We start from the raw sequence: 20383 nt of genomic DNA on the forward strand, positions 1-20383 counted from the left end.
TCAGGCCGCCTCGGTGAGGGCGACGGCGATGCGGTCCAGGGCCGCCAGCGCGGCCACCGCCGGTACGTCCCGGACGGCGAGCGCCACGTAGACCACGATCTCGTCGTCGTCCTCCCTGTTCCGGGTGTCGATGACGGTGGCCTCGAAGCGGGTGGCGGTGACGACCGGCCGGTCGTCGTTGCCGGCCGGGGTGCTGACCAGCAGCACCTTGTCGCCGGGGTGGAGTTGGCGGGCCGGCACCTGCGCCGGTTCGAGGCCCAGCGCGAGCTGCTGCTGGCCGGGGCCGAGCAGGGGCGCGTCGGTGAGCTGGTCCATGGTCAGCAGCGTCCCGGGGACGAGGGCCACCTTGGCCCGCTTGCCGACCACGTCGTCGCGCCGCGCGGCGGGCACCGGGGACAGCCCCGCCCCGCCGGAGACCTGCACGGTCACCAGGTCCTCGGCGCCGATCGTCCGGCCGACCTCGACCGGACGGGCCACGGCCAGGTAGGTGCCGGTGGCGCGGACCGAGGTGACGGCGAACGCCGCGCCGAGCCCGCCGAGGGCGATCAGCAGGACGGCCAGGCCGAGCAGTCCCGGGCGCATCCGGCGCTGCCGGACCACCTTGGGCGGGGTGACCGGGGTGTCCACCGGCGGGGTCCCGTTGCGTGTCGCGAGGCTCACTGCGTCACCACCTGAAGTTCGTTGATCTGGATCGTCACGGTGTTGCTGGTCCGGGTGACCGGGATGACGCCGCTCTCGCCGCCGCCGCGCCAGTTCACCGTCCAGAACGTGGTCGCCTGCACCCGGTAGGTGCCGGCTCTCGGGTAGCCGTCGTCGTAGCCGCAGTCGGGCGACGGCTTGCCCGCCAGCGAGTTGTCGGAGCGGTACGGCGTGCCGGGGCCGGGGCAGGTGACCTTGTCGCCGTTGCCCATGTCCCAGACCACCCGGTCGACCTTCGCCTCGATGTAGACGGTCAGCCCCCGGTCGGAGGCGTCGGCGTGCTGGGGGCCGAAGTAGCGGCGGGGTTCGCCGGGCCGATCCGGGCTGGCCCACATCCAGACCGGCAGCCCGACCAGGCCGGGGCCGACGCGCTTGCGGGGCGCGACCGCCACGTTCGGCGGGAGCAGGTCGATCGAGGCGAGCGCGCGCCGGGCCAGTTCCTCCGGGTCGGGCGGCGCGCCGTAGCCGGGCGGGGGAGCGTCGAGCAGCTCCATGTGCTGGGAGCCGAGGTCACCGCCGTTGCAGGTCAGCACGTACCACTGCTGGCCCGGCGGCGCCTCCTGCTGCGGCTCGGCCAGTTTGTAGTAGCAGCCGTTGCTGTTGTTGAACCAGCCGAGATCCTCGTCGTAGCAGGGGATGACGCGGCCGTTCCACTGGCACTTGCCGCCGCCACCGCCGCCGTTGCCACCGCCGTCGCCGCCGCCCGGCCCACCGCCGCCACCCGGGGTGCCCGGATCGTCGTCCCAGACGTCGCAGTTGGTCTGCCCGGGTGGGCACTCCGCGCCCGGCGGGTCGGCCCAGCTGACCGCCGGAGCGGCGGCCACCGCCAGCAGGGCGGCCAGGAGCAGCGCCAGCACCGTGCGGCGCGGGCCCCGGGTCAGCACGGCTGGTCCTCGTGCGAGGCGCCGGCGCTGATCAGCCAGCGGCCGTCGGGGTAGCGGGTGGCGGTCGCGGTGGCCAGGTGCCGGGTGCCCCGGCTGCCCGGGACCACCCGCTTGTCGCGGGCGTAGACGAGGCGCCAGCCGGTCGCGTCGAGGCAGTCCTGGATCTCCACGGTGGGCGGGACTGCGGCCAGGTCGACGGCCGTGACGGTAGGGTCGGAGACCAGCGTGCCGACGCGTACGGCCCCGTGCTGCTTCGCCGTGCGGATCGCCACGCGGACCCGGGTCAGCAACGGATCGGCGAGGAATGTGGACAGTTCCGGATGCTGCGGATCGCTGCGCCCACTGGCCTTCCGGGAAGCGGCGAGATATCCGGAATACGCGGCGAGCGCGGCTTTCCGGGCGGTCTGCTCGTCGGCTTCCGGCTTGGCCGCAGGTGGCCCGGGATCACCGACCGCCGTCGCGGTGGTGGTTGTCTGGTCGGTGCCGCAGCCGGCCACGGCACCGAGCGCCGCGACCGTTGCCAGGTACGCCGTAAGGCTCCTGAGCTGCCGTCCTCGCAATTTCGGGCCCTCCTAGTCGGCCTCCCGGCGGCCGGGTGTCCCGGCGGATCCGGGCATGCGGAAGCGCGACCGAATGAGTGCATCCGGACCTGTGTAAAACGCATCCGCATTTACCGTGACTGATCTTTACGAATAGGAATCCCTGTGTCGTCCCGGTTCTTTCGTCGAGGGTTGCATCGCACCCAAGGGGCGAGCATAGGCTGACGTTCGCCGATGCAACAGAGGCAATTCATTCGAATACTCTGAGTGATGACGGGTGGTGGTGGCCGATGGTGGCGGGCACGTTGCCGACTGGTTGCCGGCAGGCGGCACACGGGCCGGCGTCCCGGCGCCGTCCGGGCGGCCGGTGGGGGTGCCGTCCGCGGCACCCGACCGGCAGGAGTGGGGGTGATCGGCGGCTCCTGTCCGCTTTGTCCCCTGCCGCGGACCGGCCGGCCGGACGTCCGCGCCCGTCGACGGCAAGGTCCGTCGGTCGGCCCCGCGGCCCGGCGAGCCGCTCCGACGGTAAGGCCCGGAGCCGGCCTGACCGTTACAGCACGACGAGCGTCCGACTACGTTTCGTGTTCGACCGGACGGTGTCGGCATGACCCTCACCCAGCCGCGCCGCACCGCGGCCACCCGGCTGCTCGCGGTCCTGGCCGGCACGCCGGTACTGCGGCTCGCTGTCGTCCGGCACGCCGTACCCCCGGGTTCGGCCGCCCGGCGGGGCTGCGACGCCTGCGGCGAGCCGATCGACCTGACCCACCCGTGGCCGGCGCTCGGGCCGTCCGCGCGCTGCGGGTCGTGTCGGGCGCGCGTCGGTCCGCCCCCCGGCTCGGTCGAGGTCACCGCGGTCGCCGCCGCGTCGGCGCTGCTGCTCGCCGGACCGCCGGTCGCCGAACTGGCCGCCGTGGCCTGGTGGCTCGGCTGGGCGGTGCCGCTCGCATTCGTCGATGCGGCGGTGCACCGGCTGCCCGACCGGCTCACCGGCCCGGCCGCGCTCGGCACGTGGCTGCTGCTCGGGCTGGCCGCCGCCCTCGACGGCACCGGCGACCCGTGGCTGCGGGCCACCACCGCCGGGCTCGGGCTGGGTCTCCTGTTCGCCGCGACCACCCTCGTGCTCGGCCGGCGCGGGTTCGGTCTCGGCGACGCCAAGCTCGCCGTCGGTGCGGGCCTGCTGTTCGGCTGGCACGGCTGGACGCTTCCGGTGCTCGGTCTGCTGCTCGCGTTCGGCCTCTCGACGCTTGCCGCCCTGACGCTGCTGGCGACCGGCCGGGCACGCTGGTCGAGCCACCTGCCGTTCGGCCCGTTCCTCGTCGCGGGGACCGGCACCGCCCTGCTGCTGGCGTACGCCTAGGCACGGGCATGCCGGGCGCCGGTCCGGGTACCCGCCGGCGTGACCTTCTCGATCGCCGCACGCTGTCCGCGTACCGGCCAGCTCGGGGTGGGCGCCCTGACCGCCCGACCCGCCGTCGGCAAGCTCGTCGCACACGTCCACGCCGGTGGCGGCGCGGTGGCGACCCAGGCCACCTGCAACCCGTTCCTGGCGTACGACGGCCTGCCGCTGCTCGCCGAGGGCCGCCCGCCGCGGGACGTCCTGACCGGGCTGCTGGCCCGGGACCCGGGCCGGGAGGTGCGGCAGGTCGGCATGGTCGACCGTCAGGGTCGCTCGCACGCCTTCACCGGCTCGCGTACCCGGGACTGGGCGGGGCACCACACCGGGCCGGGCTACGCCGCGCAGGGCAACCGCCTGGTGGGCCCGGAGACCCTTGCGGAGATCGTCCGGGTGTTCGAGGACAGCCGGGACCTCGACCTGGCCGAGCGGCTCGTGCTGGCCGTCGAGGCCGGCGAGGAGGCCGGCGGTGACCGGCACGGCGCACGGTCGGCGACCGTCACGGTGATCGGCGACCAGCCGTACCCGCTCTGGGACGTACGCGTCGACGACGCCGAGCATCCGGCGAGGGAACTGCGCCGGCTGCACGGCGTGTTCCGGGCGGAGGTGCTGCCGACCATCCAGGGACTGCCCACCCGGGACGACCCCATGGGGGAGGCCGCCCGGCAGGCGCTCGGGTAGCCGCGGATGGTCCGGCGCGCGTGTTTGGCGAAGGGCCTGCGGTGGAACTGTGTCCGGCACGCAGCCGACGGCCGACCACCGACCGTCGGCTGAGCGCCCGTCCGGCCGGCCCGCCTCGGCGGACCCGGCCAGCGCAGCCCGGGAGGTCGTGTGCAGCCCACCGCTGACCCGCCGCCGACCGTGCCGACGAGCGGCGACGAGCGTTGGCTGATCCGGCGCACCGCCGACGACGCCGGCCGGCTCGCCGAGACCGAGTCGGTCTTCGCGCTCGCCAACGGCTGGATCGGCTGGCGCGGCACCCTCGACGAGGGGGAGCCGTACGGCATGCCCGGCACCTACCTCAACGGCTTCCACGAACGGCGGGAACTGAGCTACCCCGAGGACGGGTACGCGTTCCCGCAGCTCAGTGACACGGTGATCAGCGCGCCGAACGCCACCCTGATCCGGCTCTGGGTCGACGGTGAGCCGTTGGACCTGCGCACCGGCACCATCCGCGTCCACGACCGGGTCCTCGACCTGCGCGCCGGCGTGGTCGAACGGCACACCGAGTGGGAGTCCCCGGGCGGGCACGCCGTCCGGATCCGCAGCGTCCGGCTGGTGTCGCTGCCCCGCCGGGCGGTGGCCGCCGTCCGGTGGACCGTCGAGGCGCTGCACGCGCCGGTCACCGTACGGGTCTGCTCCGACGTGCTCGCCAACGAGCGGGTGCCGGAGCGCTCCGACGACCCCCGGGCCGCGTCGGTCATCCACGACCCGCTGACCGCCGAGTACCACCGCGTCGAGGGCCACGACGGCGTCCTGGTGCACCGCACCGAGCGCAGCGCCCAGCGGGTCGCGGTGGCGGTCGCCCACGACGTGGCGGTTCCGGAGGGTTTCACCGCCACCGGGGACGAGACCCCCGACCGGCTGCGTCTCGCCGTCGACGGGACGCTGCACCCGGGCCAGCGGGTCCGGGTGACGAAGTTCGCCGCGTACGAGTGCGAGCCGGTCGACGGCACCGACCCGACGCCGCTCGCGGACCTGGTCGTCGCGGAGGCCGGCGCGGCCCGCGCGGAGGGCTTCGACGCGCTCCTCGCCGCCCAGCGCGCGGCCCTCGACGCGCTGTGGGAGACCGCCGACGTCGAGCTGGACGGCGACGACGAGCTGCAACAGGCCACCCGCTTCGCGCTGTTCCACCTCCTCCAGGCGGGCCGCCCGGACGGGGACCGGACCATTCCCGCCAAGGGACTGACCGGCAACGGGTACGACGGCCACGTGCTCTGGGACACCGAGGGCTACGTCCTGCCGGTGCTCACCTATCTGGCGCCCGAGGTGGCCCGGTCGGCGCTGCGGTGGCGGCACGCCCACCTGCCCGAGGCGCGGGAGCGTGCGGCGGAGCTGCGGCTGACCGGCGCGACCTTCCCGTGGCGGACGCTCGGCGGGCGGGAGTGCTCCGGCTACTGGCCGGCCGGCACCGCCGGCCTGCACCTCAACGCCGACGTCGCCGACGCCGTCCTGCGGTACGTCGCCGCCACCGGCGACGAGACGTTCCTCGTCGAGACCGGGCTCGAGCTGCTGGTGGAGACCGCCCGGCTGTGGCAGGGCTTCGGGCACTTCACCGACGACGGCGCGTTCCACCTGCACGGGGTCACCGGCCCGGACGAGTACAGCGCGCTCGTCGACGACAACGTCTTCACGAACCTGATGGCGCGGCGGAACCTGCGGGGCGCCGCCGACGCCGCCGAACGGCACCCGGAGGCCGCGGCCCGGCTCGGCGTCGACCCGGCCGAGGTCGCCGGCTGGCGGGCCGCCGCCGACGCGGTGCACGTCCCGTACGACCGCAAGCGGGGGGTGCACCAGCAGTCCGCCGGGTTCACCGAGCTGCCCGAGTGGGACTTCGCGAACACCTCCGACGACGACTACCCGCTGCTGCTGCACTTCCCCTACCTGGAGCTGTACCGCAAGCAGGTGGTGAAGCAGGCCGACCTGGTGCTGGCCATGCAGCGCTGCCCGGGCGAGTTCACCGCCGACGAGAAGGCGCGCAACTTCGCGTACTACGAGGCCCGCACCGTCCGGGACTCGTCACTGTCGGCCCCGGCGCAGGCCGTGCTCGCCGCCGAGGTCGGGCACCTCGACCTGGCGTACGACCTGTTCGCCGAGTCGGTGCTGCAGGACCTGGCCGACCTCGGCGACAAGACCGCCGACGGGCTGCACCTGGCGTCCCTGGCCGGGGCGTGGCTGGCGCTGGTGCAGGGCTTCGGCGGGCTGCGCGACGACCGCGGGGTGCTCTTCTTCGACCCGCGGCTGCCCCCGGCGATCGGGCGGCTGACGTTCTGCCTGCGCTGGCGGGGCCACCGCCTGCGGGTGACGCTCACCGCCGGCGAGGCCCGCTACGAGCTGCCCGACGCCGCCCCGGATGCCACCGTCGAGGTGTACCACCACGGCGAACGCCTGGCGCTGACCGGCGCGTCGCCGCTCACCCGCCCGATGCCCCCCGTCCCCGCCCCCGGCCCCGAACCCCCCTGCCCCCGCCGCCCGAAAGGAAGGGCCCCCTATTAACGTCTCCGGTAGAGGAAGGGCCCCTTGTTAACACCCGGGCGGGCCGGCGAGGGCTGAGCCCCCCGCCATCCGCTGGCGTACCTCCTCCAGGGCCTCGAAGGCGTACGCCCAGTTGTGGCACTTGAAGCTGCGCAGCCCCTCGATCGGGGTGCGGCAGTCGGCGCAGCGCACCCCGGCGATCGCGTCCGGGATCTCGGTGTTGACGAACTTGCGGTCGCCGAGGATGACCGTCGCGATCATCATGCGGTCGTGCACCCCGGCCAGCGCGGAGTTGACGATGTCGTACCAGTTGACCCGGCGGCCGCACTTCGGGCAGTCGGGCTCGTCGCCGCTCACCCACAGCGGCGCCCCGATGCTGCGGGGCGGCATGCCGAGCAGCTTCTCGATCCGGCGTACGTCCGACTCGCCGGTCGTCCAGCGGTGCCGGCCCGGCAACGAGGCCGGCGAGTCGTAGACGGCGCGGAACAGCTCCTGGTCGACCTCCACGGTCTCGCGCTGACGGGTCATCGGCGTCCCCTCCTCGGCCGTCGGTGCCCCACCGTCGTCACAGGTCGCGGGCACGGTCAACCGGATCAACGACAGGACGGCGCCCCGGTGGCAGCTCCCCGGTCACAGGGCGGTACCCAGGAGGACAAACACCGCATGGGTGATCATTGACGCAGCCACCTCATGACCGTCTCGACCACGTACGCCACTTCGTGCAGGTTCGCGTCTCGCGCGTGACAGTCAGCGGAGCGGAACGGGAAGTGGTACCTCCCCGCTGATCGCCTTCTCGGCCAACTCGGCGCGCTGGGGGTGGAGGATGTTGTCACGGAGCGGATAGCCGGGCGCGCTGATACAGCCCTGGCCCGGCAGGGACCTGCAGACCGGACATTGGAGGAACAGGCCACTGGACGGCACCAGTTCGACGCCCTGGGCCAGGGCTGCCCGGCCGATCGTGACGATCGCCCGGTAGAGATCGTGATCCTGGTGCCGTGTAGCGGCCGCGGCCACCTCGCGCATCCCTTCCCAGAACAGCTCGGCGGCCCTCGGCTCGTCTATGTCGACATGCACGGGCAGGCCTTCCCGTCCACGCCGCAGGCGAAACCTCGTCACGGCGACGACACCGTTGCCGGCTGCTCGTAACATGACGAACGTGCCACTCGTCGGCCTGGTTCGTGTCGCCGGGGCCGCGCTGGACATCGCGGTCCCCTCCGCGTCGGATCGCGTGGCGGGCGTCAGCATGGCCGGCTTCCGCGGTCGAGCGAAGGATCCGGCCGCCTTTCCGGTGATCCCGTACCCGGCAATCACGGTGTTCATCGATTTCGGCGACGCCGAACTCGTCGACGACGCCAGCGGTGAGCGGAAGCGGGGCAGCGTCGTCGTCGGCATGGCGCCGGGCAGCCTCCGAGGGTGCGGGCGCGACATCGACGTTCTGCAGGTACGGCTTTCGCCGGTGGTCGCGCACGCGGTGCTGGGTGCCTCCGCCGAGCCGGGCGCGGCCGTGGTCGCCCTGGCGGATCTCTGGGGGCGCGAGGCCGAACGAATCCGGGAACGACTGTGGGCCGCCCGGTCGTGGGACGAGCGGTTCGCGGTCATGAGGACGGCGCTCGTGCGACGACAGGAGTTCGGCCGGCCGGTGGACCCGGAGATCGCCTTCGTCTGGGAGACGATGCTGAGGAGCCGGGGGCGGGTCCGGGTGGAGCGGCTGACGGCCGAGGTGGGCTGGAGCCGCCGGCGGCTGTGGTCCCGGTTCCGAGCGCAGGTCGGTCTGACGCCCAAGCGTGCCGCGATGCTGGTCCGGTTCGACCATGTGGCGCACCGCCTCGCCGCGGGCCAGGGCACCGCCCGGGTTGCGGCCGAGAACGGCTTCGCCGATCAGTCCCACCTGTGCCGGGACGTCATGACCTTCACCGGGATGACCCCCAGGGCCGTGGCCGCCGCGCCGTGGCTCACGGTCGACGACGTCGCGTGGCCCGCGCAGGTTTGACCTGAGTCGATGCTCCCGGCCGGTGCCGGAGCGGAACATTTTTCCAAGACGACCCGGCGGCGTGCTGGCGATGCTGGCGGTCATGAGAGCCAGAGCGCCACTGGGCACCCTGATCTTCCGGGACAGCCGGGACTGGGAAGCCATGACCGACGATCAGGTGATCGCCCTCCGCGAGAAGGTCAACCGCGCGGCGTCGTCCCCGCTCGGACGGATCGTCACTGGTCTGCCGGACCGCCGTGCCCGCATCGAGGAGACACGGATCGATCTTCCGGGCCGCCGGCTGATGCTGCGCGTACACCGCCCGAAGAAGGCAGATCGGAAGCTACCCCTGATCGTGTCGTTCCATGGTGGAGGGTTCGTCGGGGGCACCGCCGCGCAGAACGACTGGCTCAACAGCCACCTCGCGGCCCGCTGCCCGGCCGTGGTCGTCGCGGTGGAGTACCGCCTCGCCCCGGAGCACCCGCTGCCCCGACCGATCGAGGACGGCTACGACACGGTCGCCCGGATCGTCGACGATGCCGACCGCTGGGGCGTCGATCCCGCCGCCGTCGCGGTCATGGGTGAGAGCGCCGGCGGCACGATCGCCGCGCTCGTCGCACTGCGCGCCCGCAAGGACGGCCCGCCCATCCGCGCCCAGGTACTGATCTACCCGGGCACGGACTGGACCGAGACGGTCCTCGAATACCCGTCGATCGAGGAGAACGCCGACAACCCCACGCTCTCGCTGTCGCGACTGCGCGCAGCGCGCAAACTCAGCCTGCCCCCGACGTTGGACCCGCGCACCGTCTCCCCGGTGAAGTTCGACAACCTCGCCGACCTGCCACCGGCACTGGTCGTCACCGCCGGGCTGGATCCGGTGGCGGACCACGGACGCCGGTACGTCGAACGGCTCCGCGAGGACGGCACCGATGCCCGCCTGAGCTGCTACCCGCGGGCCACCCACACCTTCCTCAGCACCCCCGGCCTGGTACCGGCCGCCCGGCCCGCGCGCCGCGAGATCCTCGCCTTCCTGCGCGAACGCCTGCGCCCGGGTCGCCAGGTCGGCGACGAGAGGCAGCGGGATGACCGCCACCGGCCATGACGCCGTACGCGAGCGGCCCGCGCCACCCGTCAGCGCCGGAAACAGCCCGGCACGACTGCTGGGCCCACATCTGCCGGGTTTCGCGGCCGTGGTGCTGCTGCAGATCATCGGTGCCATCGCGGGGCTGGCGCCGCTGCTCGCGGTGGTCGAGCTTGGCCGCGCCCTGCTGTCGCCCGGCCCGGTCGACCGGAGCCACGTCTGGACCGTGGTGGCCCTGGGCGCGGCCGGCCTGTTCGTCCGGCTGGTGTTCACCGGCGCCTCGTCGGGGCTCGGCCACGTTCTCGACGGCAAGGTGCAGCTGTCGCTGCGTCGGGAACTGGCCCGCAGCCTCGGACAGGCGCCCCTCGGTTGGCTGGCCCGCCGCCGCAGCGGCGAGCTGGCGAAGGTGGTCGGCGAGGACGTCAGCGCCGTGCACCCGTTCATCGCCCATGCTCCCGGCGAGCTTGTCTCCGCGTTCGTCGTACCACTGGTTTCACTTGTCTACCTGGTGACCGTCGACTGGCGGCTCACGCTGATCACCCTTGTTCCCGTGGTGCTGGCCATCGCGCACGTCCCGCTGCTGATGACCTCGGCCCGTACGCGGGAGCAGGCCGACTTCGACGCGGCGATGGGTCGGATCGCCAGCTCGGCCGTCGAGTTCGTGCAGGGCATCGCCGTGGTCAAGGCGTTCGGCGGTGCCGGGCGCGCCCACCGCAGGTTCCGCACCGCCGCCGACGATTTCGTCGACATCTTCACCCGGTGGGTGCGTGGCGTCTCCACGGTCGCCGCCGGTATGCAGCTGGTGCTGTCGCCGCCCTTCGTACTGCTTGTGGTGCTGCTCGGCGGCACGGCGCGGATCGCCTCCGGCGGCATGGCTCCCGCGGATCTGCTGCCCTTCCTGCTGCTCGGGTTGGGTCTGACCGCCCCCGTCGCCGCCCTCGGCCACGGCTTCGACGACCTGCAGGCCGCCGGCCGGGCGGTCGGTCGCATCCGCGAGGTGCTCGAAGTGCGGCCGTTGCCGGAGCCCACGCACCCGGCCGTGCCGCAGGACAACCGGGTCGAGTTGCGTGACGTGCGGTTCGGCTACGACGGCGGCCCGGAGGTGCTGCGCGGGATCGACCTGGTGCTCGAGCCGGGCACGCTCACCGCGCTGGTCGGGCCGTCCGGCAGCGGGAAGTCCACCCTTGCGCAACTGCTGCCGCGGTTCTTCGACCCCACCGGTGGTTCCGTGCGGCTCGGCGGCGTCGACCTGCGCGACCTCGACGGCAGGGAGCTTCACCGCAGGGTCTCCTTCGTATTCCAGGACGTCCGCCTGCTGCGGGCGTCCGTCGCGGACAACATCGCGCTGGCGGTTCCGCGGGCGACCCCCGACGCCGTGATCCGCGCCGCCCGGCTGGCGCACATCCACGACCGCGTCCTCGCCCTGCCCCGCGGTTACGAGACCGTGATCGGCGAGGAGGTCGAGCTCTCCGGCGGTGAAGCGCAGCGCATCGCCATCGCGCGTGCCCTCGCGGCCGACACGCCCGTCCTGGTGCTCGACGAGGCAACCGCCTTCGCCGACCCGCTGACCGACCGGGCCGTACGACAGACCCTGGCGACGCTGCGCGACCGAACCGTCCTGGTCATCGCACACCGCCCGGAGACCATCGCCGACGCCGACCTCGTCGTGATGATCGAGGACGGCGCGGTCGTCGAACAGGGCACGCCGAGCGACCTGCTGGTCCGGGACGGAAAGCTCGCCGCCTTCTGGCTGGCCCGGCGGCCGGCGGTGACCGACGACGGCGAACCTCACGGTGACGTGTTGCAAGGAGACCCGGCCCGATGATCAGGATGCTCTTGCGCGTGCTCGGCGACGAGTACGCCAGACCGATGAGCCGCACGATCGCCCTGATGACGACGACCGCCGTGCTGGAGGGCCTGCTCTACGCGCTGCTGGTGCCTGTGCTGCGCGCCCTGTTCGGGGCAACCCCGTCGGACGCCTGGCCGTGGCTGGTCGCGTTCGCGGCGTCCGTCGCGGTCTACGCGGTGCTGCGCTACACCAGTGACCTGTCCGGCATGCGCGTCGGGACCAGGATGCTGCGGGGCATGTACCACGGCCTCGGCGAGCACCTGGCCCGGCTGCCCGTCGGCTGGTACGACGCCGCCCGGGTCGGAGCGGTGTCCGTCATGGCCAGCCGTGGTCTGCTCGCCGCGATGGGTGTGTCGGCGCACCTGCTCGGGCCGTTCATCTCCGCCTGCGTGACGCCACTGACGATCGTGGCCGTGATGACGGTGTTCAACTGGCAGTTGGGGCTGGCCGCGCTGGTCGCGGCGCCGCTGGTGGTGGTCACCCAGATCTGGACCGCACGCTCGACGGCCGCCAACGACGCCGAGAACGCCGCGCGCAGCAACGAAGCCAGCGCCCGGGTCATCGAGTACCTGCAGGCCCAGCCGGTGCTGCGGGCGGGTGGCCGGACCGCTGAGCGGTTCTACCTGCTCGACGACGCGTTGCAGGGTGTCGAACGGGCCTCCCGACGTCAGGTGATGTCCGTGCTGCCGGGCATGGTGGGTCTGACGCTCACCGTGCAGGCCGCCTTCACCGCGACCCTGGTCCTGGGGGCGTACCTCGCGCTCGGCGGCGACATCGGGGCCGCGGAGGTCCTGGCGATCCTGGTGCTCGCCGCCCGCAGCGCCGACCCGCTGCTGTCGCTGTCCGACATCGGCGGCAAGCTGCGTAGCGCCCGCGCCGAGCTGGACCGGCTCGACAAGGTGCTGCGCACCGAGCCGCTTCCCGAGCCGGTCCAGCCCGTCCGGCCGCGCCGGTTCGACCTGGAGTTCGACGCGGTGACCTTCCGCCACGGCGACCGCGCGGTGTTCGACGGTGTGTCGCTGTCGATACCGCAGGGGCAGCGGGTGGCCGTCGTCGGTCCGTCCGGCGCGGGCAAGAGCACCCTGCTGCAGTTGCTCGCCCGCTTCCACGACGTGGCGGGTGGCGCGGTGCGCGTGGGCGGTGTCGACGTACGGCACATCGATCCCGGAGTGCTGATGGCGCAGATCGCCATCGTCTTCCAGGACGTCTACCTCTTCGACGGCACGATCGAGGAGAACGTCCGGCTCGGCCGCCCCGGGGCCAGCGAGGCCGAGGTGCGGGCGGCGGCGACCGCCGCGCGGCTGGACGAGGTCGTCGAGCGGTTGCCCGGCGGGTGGTCCGCGAACGTCGGCGAGGCCGGCGCGTCGCTCTCCGGCGGTGAGCGCCAGCGCGTCGCCATCGCGCGGGCGCTACTGAAGAACGCGCCGATCGTGCTGCTCGACGAGGTGACCTCGGCGCTTGATCCGGTGAACGAGGCCGCCGTCCACGACGGCCTCGAGCGCCTGCTGGCGGGCCGGACGGTGGTGCTGGTCGCGCACCGGATGCGGACCGTCCGGCGCGTGGACCGGGTCGTCTTCATCGACGGCGGCAGGATCGTCGAGGAGGGCAGCCACGAGGAGCTGCTGCGCCACGGCGGCCGCTACGCCGACTTCTGGTCCGCCGCACACGACGGGCCGGGCATGCTCACCCCGTCCATCCGGTCGTCAACAGCTGGCTAGCGTCCGAGGCCCGTGGGGTTGCTCAGCGAGGTGGCGCCGAGCGGACCGCCGAGCCACATCCCGACCTGCGCCTGCTGCCCCGAACTCACCACCGCGGGCGAGCCGAACACCAGGCCGGTGTGCACCGAGCCGCTCGACTCCTTCAGTTGCGACGCGGCGGCGGCGCCGAGCGTGGCGGCGGTGCCCGGGGTGAGCATCAACGGGCCACCGAGCACGCCCATCAGCGCTCCGCCGGTCAGCGCGTCCGGCCAGTTGGTCCCGGTGGCTATGCCGGCGTACCGCTGGCCCTCGAAGAGTTCGTGGGCGACCGCGTACGCCGTCTCGTACCGGTCCTGGCCCGAGTATCCACGGACGTACGGGCTGTTCGGCTGGTACGTGTAGGCCGCCTCCACGCCCTGCCTGCCGATGCCGTACAGCATCCGCTGCTCCCGCGGTTGCGCGTCGAGGTACGCCTTCGTCGCCGGTGGGATCACCGCGTCCCTGGTGAGCAGCACCACCGCGGACCGGTAGCGGCTGTGGCCGGCGTTGGTGGCCCCCGCTGCGGCGCCGGCGGCCAGCGCGTCCGGGAAGTTCATCCCGGTCACCAGCATCACCTGCTCCGGAGACGGGTCGACCGCCTTCGCGATCTCCACCGACGTCGCGAAGCGATCCGGACCGGCGAGCCGCCGCACGTAGTAGCCCATCGCCCGGACCTGATCCTCGACCGCCTTCGACAGCGCTCCGGCGCTGCCCAACACGTAGACCGTGCTGTGCCCGGGAATCAGGACCCGCTGCAGCTCCGCCTTCGTCGTCGCGTCCAGCCGATCCGGAGGCGTCATCAGCAGTGGGCCGCCCTTGGCCGCCGCCAGGGCCGAACCGCCCAGTGCGTCGGCGTAGATGTCCGAGCGGGTCAGGACCGCCGCGAGTGCCGAGCTGTCAGCCCACCGCGCCCGGGAGACCGCTACCGCCGTCTGGAACCGGTCCGCACCGGAGAGCCGGGCGACCCGCTCCTTGCGCTGCGGCTGGTACGCCGGCACGCCATCCAGGCCCGCCACCGCCACCGGCTCCGCCGAACCGTTGGCCGGCGCGGTGTGGACCGGGCGGGCGGCCGTCGACGTGACCCGGCTGAACGCCAACGAGGTGCCAGTTGGCGACCAGGTGGGGTCGTCGTACTGGATGCCGGCGGGGGTGATGGTCACCTCGTTCTCACCGGCCAGGTCGGACACCACGATGCGGCCGGCGCGGACGAACGCCACCCGGGAACCGTCCGGCGAGATCGACGGGTTCGACCCGTTGTCGTCGACCAGCCGCCAACGCTCGAAATGCTCCTTCGAACCGTCGTACAGCATGACGGCCGGCTGGCCGGTCGGCTGCCCCGAACCGTTGTCCGCCTGGCGCTGGCAGACCAGCAACTGGCCGGGACCGCCATCCGGATTCAGGTAGTGCCTGCCGTCGTTGGGTGAGATCCACGCGTGGCCCAGGGGGTACCCACCGACCTGATCCGACACGACCTGCCAGGGTCCAGTGGCCGAGGCCTTCTCCGACCACGCGACGGCGCTGCCGTCGGCCCACCACGTCACGCCACCGCGTCGAATTCCGGCATCCGGCGATGACATCACCGTGTAGCGGGAAGCGCCGTCGTTGAACCGGATCCGCTTGATGCCCGACTCGCGGTCGAAGTAGACGGCCTGGCTGCCGTCTGGGGACCAGGTGGCACCGGTGATGGTGTCCGGCGAGGTGAGCGACGTCCGCGCGGGGTCGCCGTGGAACCGGATGGCGTTTGCGCCGTTGCTGCTGGTGAGCACGTTGCCCGAGCCGGGGAGGCTGGCCGTGGCGGGCGGGGCGCCGGTCACCAGGGCGGTCGCGGCGATTGCGAGGGCCGACGCGACAGCGACCGGCCTGCGCACGGGGGATCGAGGCAACGTACGCACTCCTTGCGAGGGGAAGGCGCCGCATCTCCGCGTCCAGCAGGATGGCGCGCACCGGACACTCTATCGGTCGAAGATCGATCTCGCTATCGTCGGTGGATATGGCGGCTGACGGCGATTTTCTCTACGTCGGCGTACGGCTCTTCTACCCGGTCCGGCCGGAGCAGCCCGGTTCACCAGCGGCACTGACGGCGGTGACGGCCGGCGTGCTGCGGGAATACCTGGGGCAGGACCTGGACCTCGTCGTCCTGTCCACGCCCTACCCGCACGTGCGGTACTCGGCCACCGCGGCGACTCCGTACGCCTCGACCCGACTTCGACTCGCCGCGGCCGAGTGGAAGCCGAGCGACGGCACTCCGGTCGACGAGGCCGATGGGAGCCTCCTCCTCGAATTCCGGGCCACCGACCGGATGTTCCTGCGTGACCTGGTGGACCGGCGCGACGTCGACTATGGCCTCTCCGAGGCCTTCCAACGGAAGTCCGTGCACTGGGGGACGCAGAACTGGGGTGGGCTCACCTTCCGGTTCGAGGACGCCGGCAGGCTCTTGTACTGCTGCGACGTCGACGTCTTCGCTTCCGGGGACGTCGCCGAGCTGGACGGGCGCATCTTCGTGTTCGCGGTCTCCGTCGATCCCACGCACCCGAACGCCACCACGTCCGTGCGTTGGACCCGAACCGAACTGCCGGCAGCGGCGCCCGCCCCGACCCGGGATCAGGAAGCGCAGGACGACGTGACGACGGTGCATGTCGGAGTGTGCCTCCACTGCGGCGACGAGCTCACCGTCCCCCGTTCCCTCTACGACGTCAGCGCGCGGCACGGCGGACAGGCGATAGTCCCGTGCCCGCAGTGCAACCGGAATCAGTTGCTGCGGGTGCTGGGCGACGCCGAGGCACGACGTCAGGGACACCGTTTCGAGGTCATCGACGGTCCGGATGCGCAGTAGCCGACCGTTGCCTGCCCGATGCGATCAGCTCGCTCAGGTAGCCGTCGTACAGGTTGTCTAGCAGGGTGCTGTAGGTCACCTGGTCACCGAATATCTCCTGGGTCAGATAACGCATCGCCAGCATGGTGTCCACCCGGTTGAGAGCCACGCAGGACCGGTGTCCCGGAGTCGGGATGATGCCGGCGGACAACGTCGTTCGCCGGGCCGCGTCACGCATCAGGCCCAGGACATATGCGTCGCCGTACGCCGTCCGGAGGTCGGCCTTGCGGACGAAGGGAACTCTCCTTGTCCGCACCATGTCATCATCGGCGTAGAAGCACGTGGGTGGCACGGGTGTCGCCGCCAGGCTCTCGACATAACCGTCGAGGCGGAAGTCGGCGCCGCGGAGGGCCTCCTCGTACTGCCGCCGGTAGTCGACCAGGTCGCGCGCCCCTAGGTAGTAGCGGGCGGTCGCCTCGTCGTCGCCGAGCTGCCACACCTCGTAGCGCTCGCGCCGCAGCGCGGCACGGAGGCTGCGTTCGATGGCGGGTGCGCCACACAGCCGGTCCAGCAGACCGGGCCAGGCGCAGTTCGTCGCGGCGGTGAAACGACGCAGTGGCGACTCGGCGCCGTACAGGCACCACATCAGCACCCGGTTGATCCGACGCAGGTTGCGCGTGAACGGTTCGCCGGGCACCATCAGCCGGTTCACGACCGCGGTGTACTTGGTCGGGACCGTGCCGCTCCACTCCGTCCAGCGTCGGGCCAGCAACTCCTCCCCGAGCAGGGGCGCCAGAGCCTGGTACTCCGTGACCACCGCGTTCGCCTCCAGCAGGTCGGAGACGCTCAGCGCGCCCAGCCAGTCGACCGTCGCCGTCGCATAGCAATCGGCGAACACCCGCCGATGTTCCCGGACGTCGCGGCGGTGCCGGGCGACCAGCTCACGTTCCTCGTCGTTGAGCATGTCCGCCTGTGGCGTCGACCCGCGGGCGAAAGCGGATGCGAGCACCCGGCCACCGATGGCGTTGCGCTGCACCTCGAGCAGGAAACGGTGGAAGAGGAACGGGGTCAGCAGGGCATCGTGAAAGTGGCGGATCTCGTGGTGGATCGTGGCGAGCGCCCCCAGCCGGTCCGGCTCCGGGTGCTGGCCGGTCGTGCCGTGCACCGGCCAGGCCTGGGGGTCGAGCCGGGACAGGACATCCGACCGGAGAAAGATCACCGGCACCCCGATGAGGTGTGCCCCGACCCGGCCGCTGAGCCGCGTCACCGTTCGAGGATCCGGCGGATCTGCTCCTCCGTGAGCTGACCGAGGTTGTAGTTGACGTTGTTGACCGTAATGTTGATCTCCACCTTTGCCGGTTCGTGCCCGGGCTTGCCGGATCGTCGGTTGCGGACCCGGTCAACGAGTTCGCACAGGGAGGCGGCTGCGTCCACTGCCGACAACACGAGGGCGCCGAGAGCCACCAGCAGGTCGAACTCGAAATGCAACTCGTCGAGCCCCTGTGCGGCCCGGTCCGCTGGCTGCAGGCCGGATCCGTCGGCGAAGAGGGTCTCCTTCACCTCGGACGGCTCCAGGCCGGCCGGCAGCCGGAACGAGATCGTCACCTCGTGCGCCACGTGGTTCTCCTCCATCTCGGTCAATGCCATTGTTGGCCGCCCGGGCAACCCGCTGGCACGCGTGGCTGAACCGCGCAGCGGACAGCGTCGCATCCGTGCGGATGCGACGCTGTCATCTCTCTTGCGATCGGCTAGCTGATCTTCTTGCGGTAGATCGCTGTCGCGCCGGCGTACGCGACCACGAGAAGCCCGACGCACCAGGCGAGGGCGATCCAGAGGTCGTTGCCGACGGGTTGCTGCGCGAACAATGCGCGGAGCGTGTTCACGATGGACGTCACCGGCTGGTTCTCGGCGAACCACGCGACCGGGCCGGGCATCGAGTCGGTGGGGACGAACGCCGAGCTGATGAAGGGCAGGAAGATCAGCGGATAGCTGAAGGCGCTCGCGCCGTCGATGGTCTTGGCAGTCAGGCCCGGCATCACGGCGAGCCAGCTGAGGGCGAGGGTGAACAGGATCAGGATGCCGGCGGCGGCGAGCCAGTCGACCACGGATGCGCCGGTGCGGAATCCCATGATCAGGGCGACACCGATGACGATCACGAGCGAGGCCAGATTGGCGAAGAGCGAGGTCAGGACATGCGCCCAGAGCACGGAGGGTCGCGAGATCGGCATCGACTGGAAGCGCTCGAAGATGCCGCCCTGCATGTCGAGGAACAGGCGGTACGCCGTGTAGGCGATGCCGGATGCGATCGTGATGAGCAGGATGCCCGGGAGCATGTAGTTGATGTACGACTCGTCGGATCCGGTGTTGATGGCTCCACCCAGCACGTACACGAAGAGCAGCAGCAGCGCGATCGGGGTGACCGCTGTGGTGATGATGGTGTCCGGGCTGCGGAGGATGTGGCGTAGGGAGCGGCCGGTGAGGGTTCCGGTGTCGCTGAGAGCGTGGGCGGTCATCGGGTTTCCTCTCCTGCCGTCCTGACGGCCGCGTCGGCGGTGTCCTTGGTGTCGCCGACGAGGGCGAGGAAGACGTCCTCCAGGGTCGGCTGCTTCTCGACGTACTCGATCTTGGTGGTCGGGAGGAGCTGCTTCAGCTCGGCGAGGGTGCCGTTCTGGATGATCGTGCCCTTGTGCAGGATCGCAATCCGGTCGGCGAGTTGCTCGGCCTCGTCGAGGTACTGGGTGGTGAGCAGGATGGTCGTGCCGTCCTTGGCGAGCTGCTTCACCGTCTGCCAGACCTCGATGCGCGCCTGCGGGTCGAGGCCGGTGGTCGGCTCGTCGAGGAACACGACGGGCGGGTTGCCGACAAGGCTCATCGCGATGTCCAGCCGCCGGCGCATGCCGCCTGAGTACGTCGCCGCCCGGCGGTTCCCGGCATCGGTGAGCGAGAAGCGGGCGAGCAGGTCGTCGGCGATCGCACCCGGGTTCTTCAGGTGGCGGAGCTTCGCGACCAGGACCAGATTCTCCCGGCCGGTGAGGACTTCGTCGACTGCGGCGAACTGCCCGGTCAGGCTTATCGACTTGCGTACGTCGGCTGGAGCCGAGGAGACGTCGGAGCCGTGGACCGTCGCAGTGCCGGCGTCTGCCTTCAGTAACGTCGACAGGATCCGTACCAGCGTGGTCTTTCCGGCGCCGTTCGACCCGAGCAGCGCGAAGATGCTCCCCGCCGCCACGTCGAAGTCGACGCCTCGCAGCACGTGCAGGTCCTTGAACGACTTGGTGATGGCCTGCACCCTGATCGCGGGTTCACGCGTCTCGGCGGTCATGCGCTCTTCTCCTCACCCTTGTCGTCGGCAGCGTCGATTGCCTTCCGGAGGCGCTCGCGTTCCTTGTCGATCCACTGCCTGCCGGCGTACGCCTGAAGAAACGTCTCGGCGAACTCGACCGGATCGTCGCCGGCGATCGCGCGGACCGGCGTTCCGTCGGCGGCCGCACGCTCCCAGAGGTCGACGAAGTCGCCGAGCATCGTTACGAGCGTGTCACCGTCGAGGATTCCGCCGCGGTACATGAAGTACCGCTGAAGCGCCTTGGCCGCGCCGCGATGGGGCTCCGGCAGGGCCTCGATCCGGGCCATGTGGTGCTTGTACTGCTTCTTCTGCTCGAGTGACCCGACAAGCGTCTCGATCCACTTCGCGGCCATGCTCATTCTCCCCGGTCGTGTTGGCTGTCGTTGTGGTGAAGTTGCTCGATGCGCTCCGCGAGGACGCTCCACGTCCTCCAGAACTCGGTGAGTTGGTCCCGCCCCTTCGCGTTGAGCGAGTACACCTTCCGCGGGGGCCCCTTCTCGGAGGGAACCTTCTCCACGTCCACGAACCCGCGTTGCTCGATACGGACGAGCAGCGCGTAGATGGTGCCTTCCGCGATGTCCGAGAATCCGCGGTCGCGCAGCCACGCGGTGATCTCGTAGCCGTACGCGGACCTGCGGGCCAGGATCGCCAGGACGATGCCTTCGAGAGTGCCCTTCAGCATCTCCGTCATCTGGTTGCCCATGCCGTCTTCCCTCACTATTAAGCGACGCTGACTACCGGTAGACGGTAACACTAGGTACCGGTAGATAGCAACGCTGAATACCGACGGATTCGCGGGTGCCGGTGGGTCGCCGTGGTTCTGGCTGGGAGCGGCCCCGGTGAGCACGTTTTGCGCGTTTTTGCAGGTGTTCGTTTCGTGCAG

20 protein-coding genes are annotated in these 20383 nt (G+C 71.6%); 8 read left to right on the forward strand and 12 right to left on the reverse strand.

Annotated elements, in window-relative coordinates; all coding sequences use genetic code 11:
* From ABTW87_RS00365 to ABTW87_RS00375, 3 genes are read right to left on the reverse strand one after another with little or no spacing between them, the layout of a single operon-like run.
* Positions 1-660: an SAF domain-containing protein gene (locus tag ABTW87_RS00365; protein WP_350647051.1), complete on the reverse strand. Its 660-nt coding sequence runs from the start codon at positions 658-660 to the stop codon at positions 1-3.
* The gene (locus ABTW87_RS00370) at positions 657-1583 is read right to left on the reverse strand and encodes a hypothetical protein (protein ID WP_350647053.1); all 927 of its coding nucleotides are present in this window, start codon (positions 1581-1583) and stop codon (positions 657-659) included. The genes ABTW87_RS00365 and ABTW87_RS00370 overlap by 4 nt, the downstream gene beginning before the upstream one ends.
* The gene (locus ABTW87_RS00375; RefSeq protein WP_350647054.1) at positions 1577-2143 is read right to left on the reverse strand and encodes a hypothetical protein; all 567 of its coding nucleotides are present in this window, start codon (positions 2141-2143) and stop codon (positions 1577-1579) included. The genes ABTW87_RS00370 and ABTW87_RS00375 overlap by 7 nt, the downstream gene beginning before the upstream one ends.
* Positions 2144-2726: 583 nt before the next feature.
* Here ABTW87_RS00375 and ABTW87_RS00380 point away from each other — a divergent pair.
* From ABTW87_RS00380 to ABTW87_RS00390, 3 genes are all read left to right on the forward strand, one after another.
* Positions 2727-3479, forward strand: a complete 753-nt coding sequence (locus ABTW87_RS00380) for a prepilin peptidase (RefSeq protein WP_350647056.1) — start codon at positions 2727-2729, stop codon at positions 3477-3479.
* Between the two features lie 39 nt (positions 3480-3518).
* Positions 3519-4196 carry a DUF1028 domain-containing protein gene (locus ABTW87_RS00385; RefSeq protein WP_350647058.1) on the forward strand — a complete coding sequence of 226 codons (678 nt, stop codon included), beginning with the start codon at positions 3519-3521 and terminating at the stop codon, positions 4194-4196.
* 150 nt (positions 4197-4346) lie between these two features.
* Complete coding sequence (locus ABTW87_RS00390; protein WP_350647060.1) at positions 4347-6731, forward strand: glycoside hydrolase family 65 protein; 2385 nt, start codon at positions 4347-4349, stop codon at positions 6729-6731.
* Between the two features lie 27 nt (positions 6732-6758).
* Here the strand turns inward: ABTW87_RS00390 and ABTW87_RS00395 are convergent, their stop codons facing one another.
* Entirely contained in the window at positions 6759-7238 is a 480-nt protein-coding gene (locus ABTW87_RS00395) for a DUF8243 domain-containing protein (protein ID WP_350647062.1), read from the reverse strand.
* Positions 7239-7457: 219 nt separating this feature from the next.
* Positions 7458-7826 (reverse strand): zinc finger domain-containing protein, encoded by a 369-nt coding sequence (locus ABTW87_RS00400; RefSeq protein WP_350647064.1) that lies wholly within the window; start codon positions 7824-7826, stop codon positions 7458-7460.
* A gap of 40 nt (positions 7827-7866) precedes the next feature.
* On the opposite strand from ABTW87_RS00400, the gene ABTW87_RS00405 reads away from it, so the two are divergent.
* The 4 genes from ABTW87_RS00405 to ABTW87_RS00420 all read left to right on the forward strand — a co-directional run bounded on the left by ABTW87_RS00405 (position 7867) and on the right by ABTW87_RS00420 (position 13327).
* Complete coding sequence (locus ABTW87_RS00405; RefSeq protein WP_350647066.1) at positions 7867-8700, forward strand: helix-turn-helix domain-containing protein; 834 nt, start codon at positions 7867-7869, stop codon at positions 8698-8700.
* Positions 8701-8842: 142 nt separating this feature from the next.
* Positions 8843-9781, forward strand: a complete 939-nt coding sequence (locus tag ABTW87_RS00410; RefSeq protein WP_350647573.1) for an alpha/beta hydrolase — start codon at positions 8843-8845, stop codon at positions 9779-9781.
* Positions 9762-11585, forward strand: a complete 1824-nt coding sequence (locus tag ABTW87_RS00415; RefSeq protein ID WP_350647068.1) for an ABC transporter ATP-binding protein — start codon at positions 9762-9764, stop codon at positions 11583-11585. The genes ABTW87_RS00410 and ABTW87_RS00415 overlap by 20 nt, the downstream gene beginning before the upstream one ends.
* Positions 11582-13327, forward strand: a complete 1746-nt coding sequence (locus tag ABTW87_RS00420; RefSeq protein WP_350647070.1) for an ABC transporter ATP-binding protein — start codon at positions 11582-11584, stop codon at positions 13325-13327. Before ABTW87_RS00415 ends, ABTW87_RS00420 begins: the two co-directional genes overlap by 4 nt.
* On the opposite strand, the gene ABTW87_RS00425 is transcribed toward ABTW87_RS00420, so the two are convergent.
* On the reverse strand, positions 13324-15213 hold the full coding sequence (locus ABTW87_RS00425) for a cell wall-binding repeat-containing protein (RefSeq protein WP_350647072.1): 1890 nt from the start codon (positions 15211-15213) through the stop codon (positions 13324-13326). The genes ABTW87_RS00420 and ABTW87_RS00425 overlap by 4 nt on opposite strands.
* 122 nt (positions 15214-15335) lie before the next feature.
* Here ABTW87_RS00425 and ABTW87_RS00430 point away from each other — a divergent pair, with 122 nt between their 5' ends.
* On the forward strand, positions 15336-16178 hold the full coding sequence (locus ABTW87_RS00430) for a hypothetical protein (RefSeq protein WP_350647074.1): 843 nt from the start codon (positions 15336-15338) through the stop codon (positions 16176-16178).
* On the opposite strand, the gene ABTW87_RS00435 is transcribed toward ABTW87_RS00430, so the two are convergent.
* From ABTW87_RS00435 to ABTW87_RS00460, 6 genes are all read right to left on the reverse strand, one after another.
* Positions 16153-17424: a hypothetical protein gene (locus tag ABTW87_RS00435; RefSeq protein WP_350647076.1), complete on the reverse strand. Its 1272-nt coding sequence runs from the start codon at positions 17422-17424 to the stop codon at positions 16153-16155. The two genes, ABTW87_RS00430 and ABTW87_RS00435, sit on opposite strands and share 26 nt — an antisense overlap.
* Positions 17421-17804, reverse strand: coding sequence for a hypothetical protein (locus tag ABTW87_RS00440; protein WP_350647078.1), 384 nt, complete (start codon positions 17802-17804; stop codon positions 17421-17423). Before ABTW87_RS00440 ends, ABTW87_RS00435 begins: the two co-directional genes overlap by 4 nt.
* 101 nt (positions 17805-17905) lie before the next feature.
* Positions 17906-18670 (reverse strand): ABC transporter permease, encoded by a 765-nt coding sequence (locus tag ABTW87_RS00445; RefSeq protein WP_350647080.1) that lies wholly within the window; start codon positions 18668-18670, stop codon positions 17906-17908.
* On the reverse strand, positions 18667-19479 hold the full coding sequence (locus tag ABTW87_RS00450; protein ID WP_350647082.1) for an ABC transporter ATP-binding protein: 813 nt from the start codon (positions 19477-19479) through the stop codon (positions 18667-18669). The genes ABTW87_RS00445 and ABTW87_RS00450 overlap by 4 nt, the downstream gene beginning before the upstream one ends.
* Positions 19476-19853: a DUF1048 domain-containing protein gene (locus tag ABTW87_RS00455; protein WP_350647084.1), complete on the reverse strand. Its 378-nt coding sequence runs from the start codon at positions 19851-19853 to the stop codon at positions 19476-19478. Before ABTW87_RS00455 ends, ABTW87_RS00450 begins: the two co-directional genes overlap by 4 nt.
* A 2-nt stretch (positions 19854-19855) precedes the next feature.
* Complete coding sequence (locus ABTW87_RS00460) at positions 19856-20203, reverse strand: PadR family transcriptional regulator (protein WP_350647086.1); 348 nt, start codon at positions 20201-20203, stop codon at positions 19856-19858.
* Positions 20204-20383 lie beyond the last annotated feature (180 nt).

The sequence above is a fragment of the Micromonospora sp. NPDC126480 genome (assembly GCF_040302465.1).
GTDB lineage: Bacteria > Actinomycetota > Actinomycetes > Mycobacteriales > Micromonosporaceae > Micromonospora.

Excerpts from the sequence above, each read along its gene's own strand:
- ABTW87_RS00460 (WP_350647086.1), bottom strand. The coding sequence starts at position 20,203 with ATGGGCAACCAGATGACGGAGATGCTGAAGGGCACTCTCGAAGGCATC.
- ABTW87_RS00410 (WP_350647573.1), top strand. The coding sequence starts at position 8,843 with ATGACCGACGATCAGGTGATCGCCCTCCGCGAGAAGGTCAACCGCGCG.
- ABTW87_RS00445 (WP_350647080.1), bottom strand. The coding sequence starts at position 18,670 with ATGACCGCCCACGCTCTCAGCGACACCGGAACCCTCACCGGCCGCTCC.
- ABTW87_RS00415 (WP_350647068.1), top strand. The coding sequence starts at position 9,762 with ATGACCGCCACCGGCCATGACGCCGTACGCGAGCGGCCCGCGCCACCC.
- ABTW87_RS00380 (WP_350647056.1), top strand. The coding sequence starts at position 2,727 with ATGACCCTCACCCAGCCGCGCCGCACCGCGGCCACCCGGCTGCTCGCG.
- ABTW87_RS00395 (WP_350647062.1), bottom strand. The coding sequence starts at position 7,238 with ATGACCCGTCAGCGCGAGACCGTGGAGGTCGACCAGGAGCTGTTCCGC.
- ABTW87_RS00450 (WP_350647082.1), bottom strand. The coding sequence starts at position 19,479 with ATGACCGCCGAGACGCGTGAACCCGCGATCAGGGTGCAGGCCATCACC.
- ABTW87_RS00455 (WP_350647084.1), bottom strand. The coding sequence starts at position 19,853 with ATGGCCGCGAAGTGGATCGAGACGCTTGTCGGGTCACTCGAGCAGAAG.
- ABTW87_RS00430 (WP_350647074.1), top strand. The coding sequence starts at position 15,336 with ATGGCGGCTGACGGCGATTTTCTCTACGTCGGCGTACGGCTCTTCTAC.
- ABTW87_RS00440 (WP_350647078.1), bottom strand. The coding sequence starts at position 17,804 with ATGGCATTGACCGAGATGGAGGAGAACCACGTGGCGCACGAGGTGACG.
- ABTW87_RS00420 (WP_350647070.1), top strand. The coding sequence starts at position 11,582 with ATGATCAGGATGCTCTTGCGCGTGCTCGGCGACGAGTACGCCAGACCG.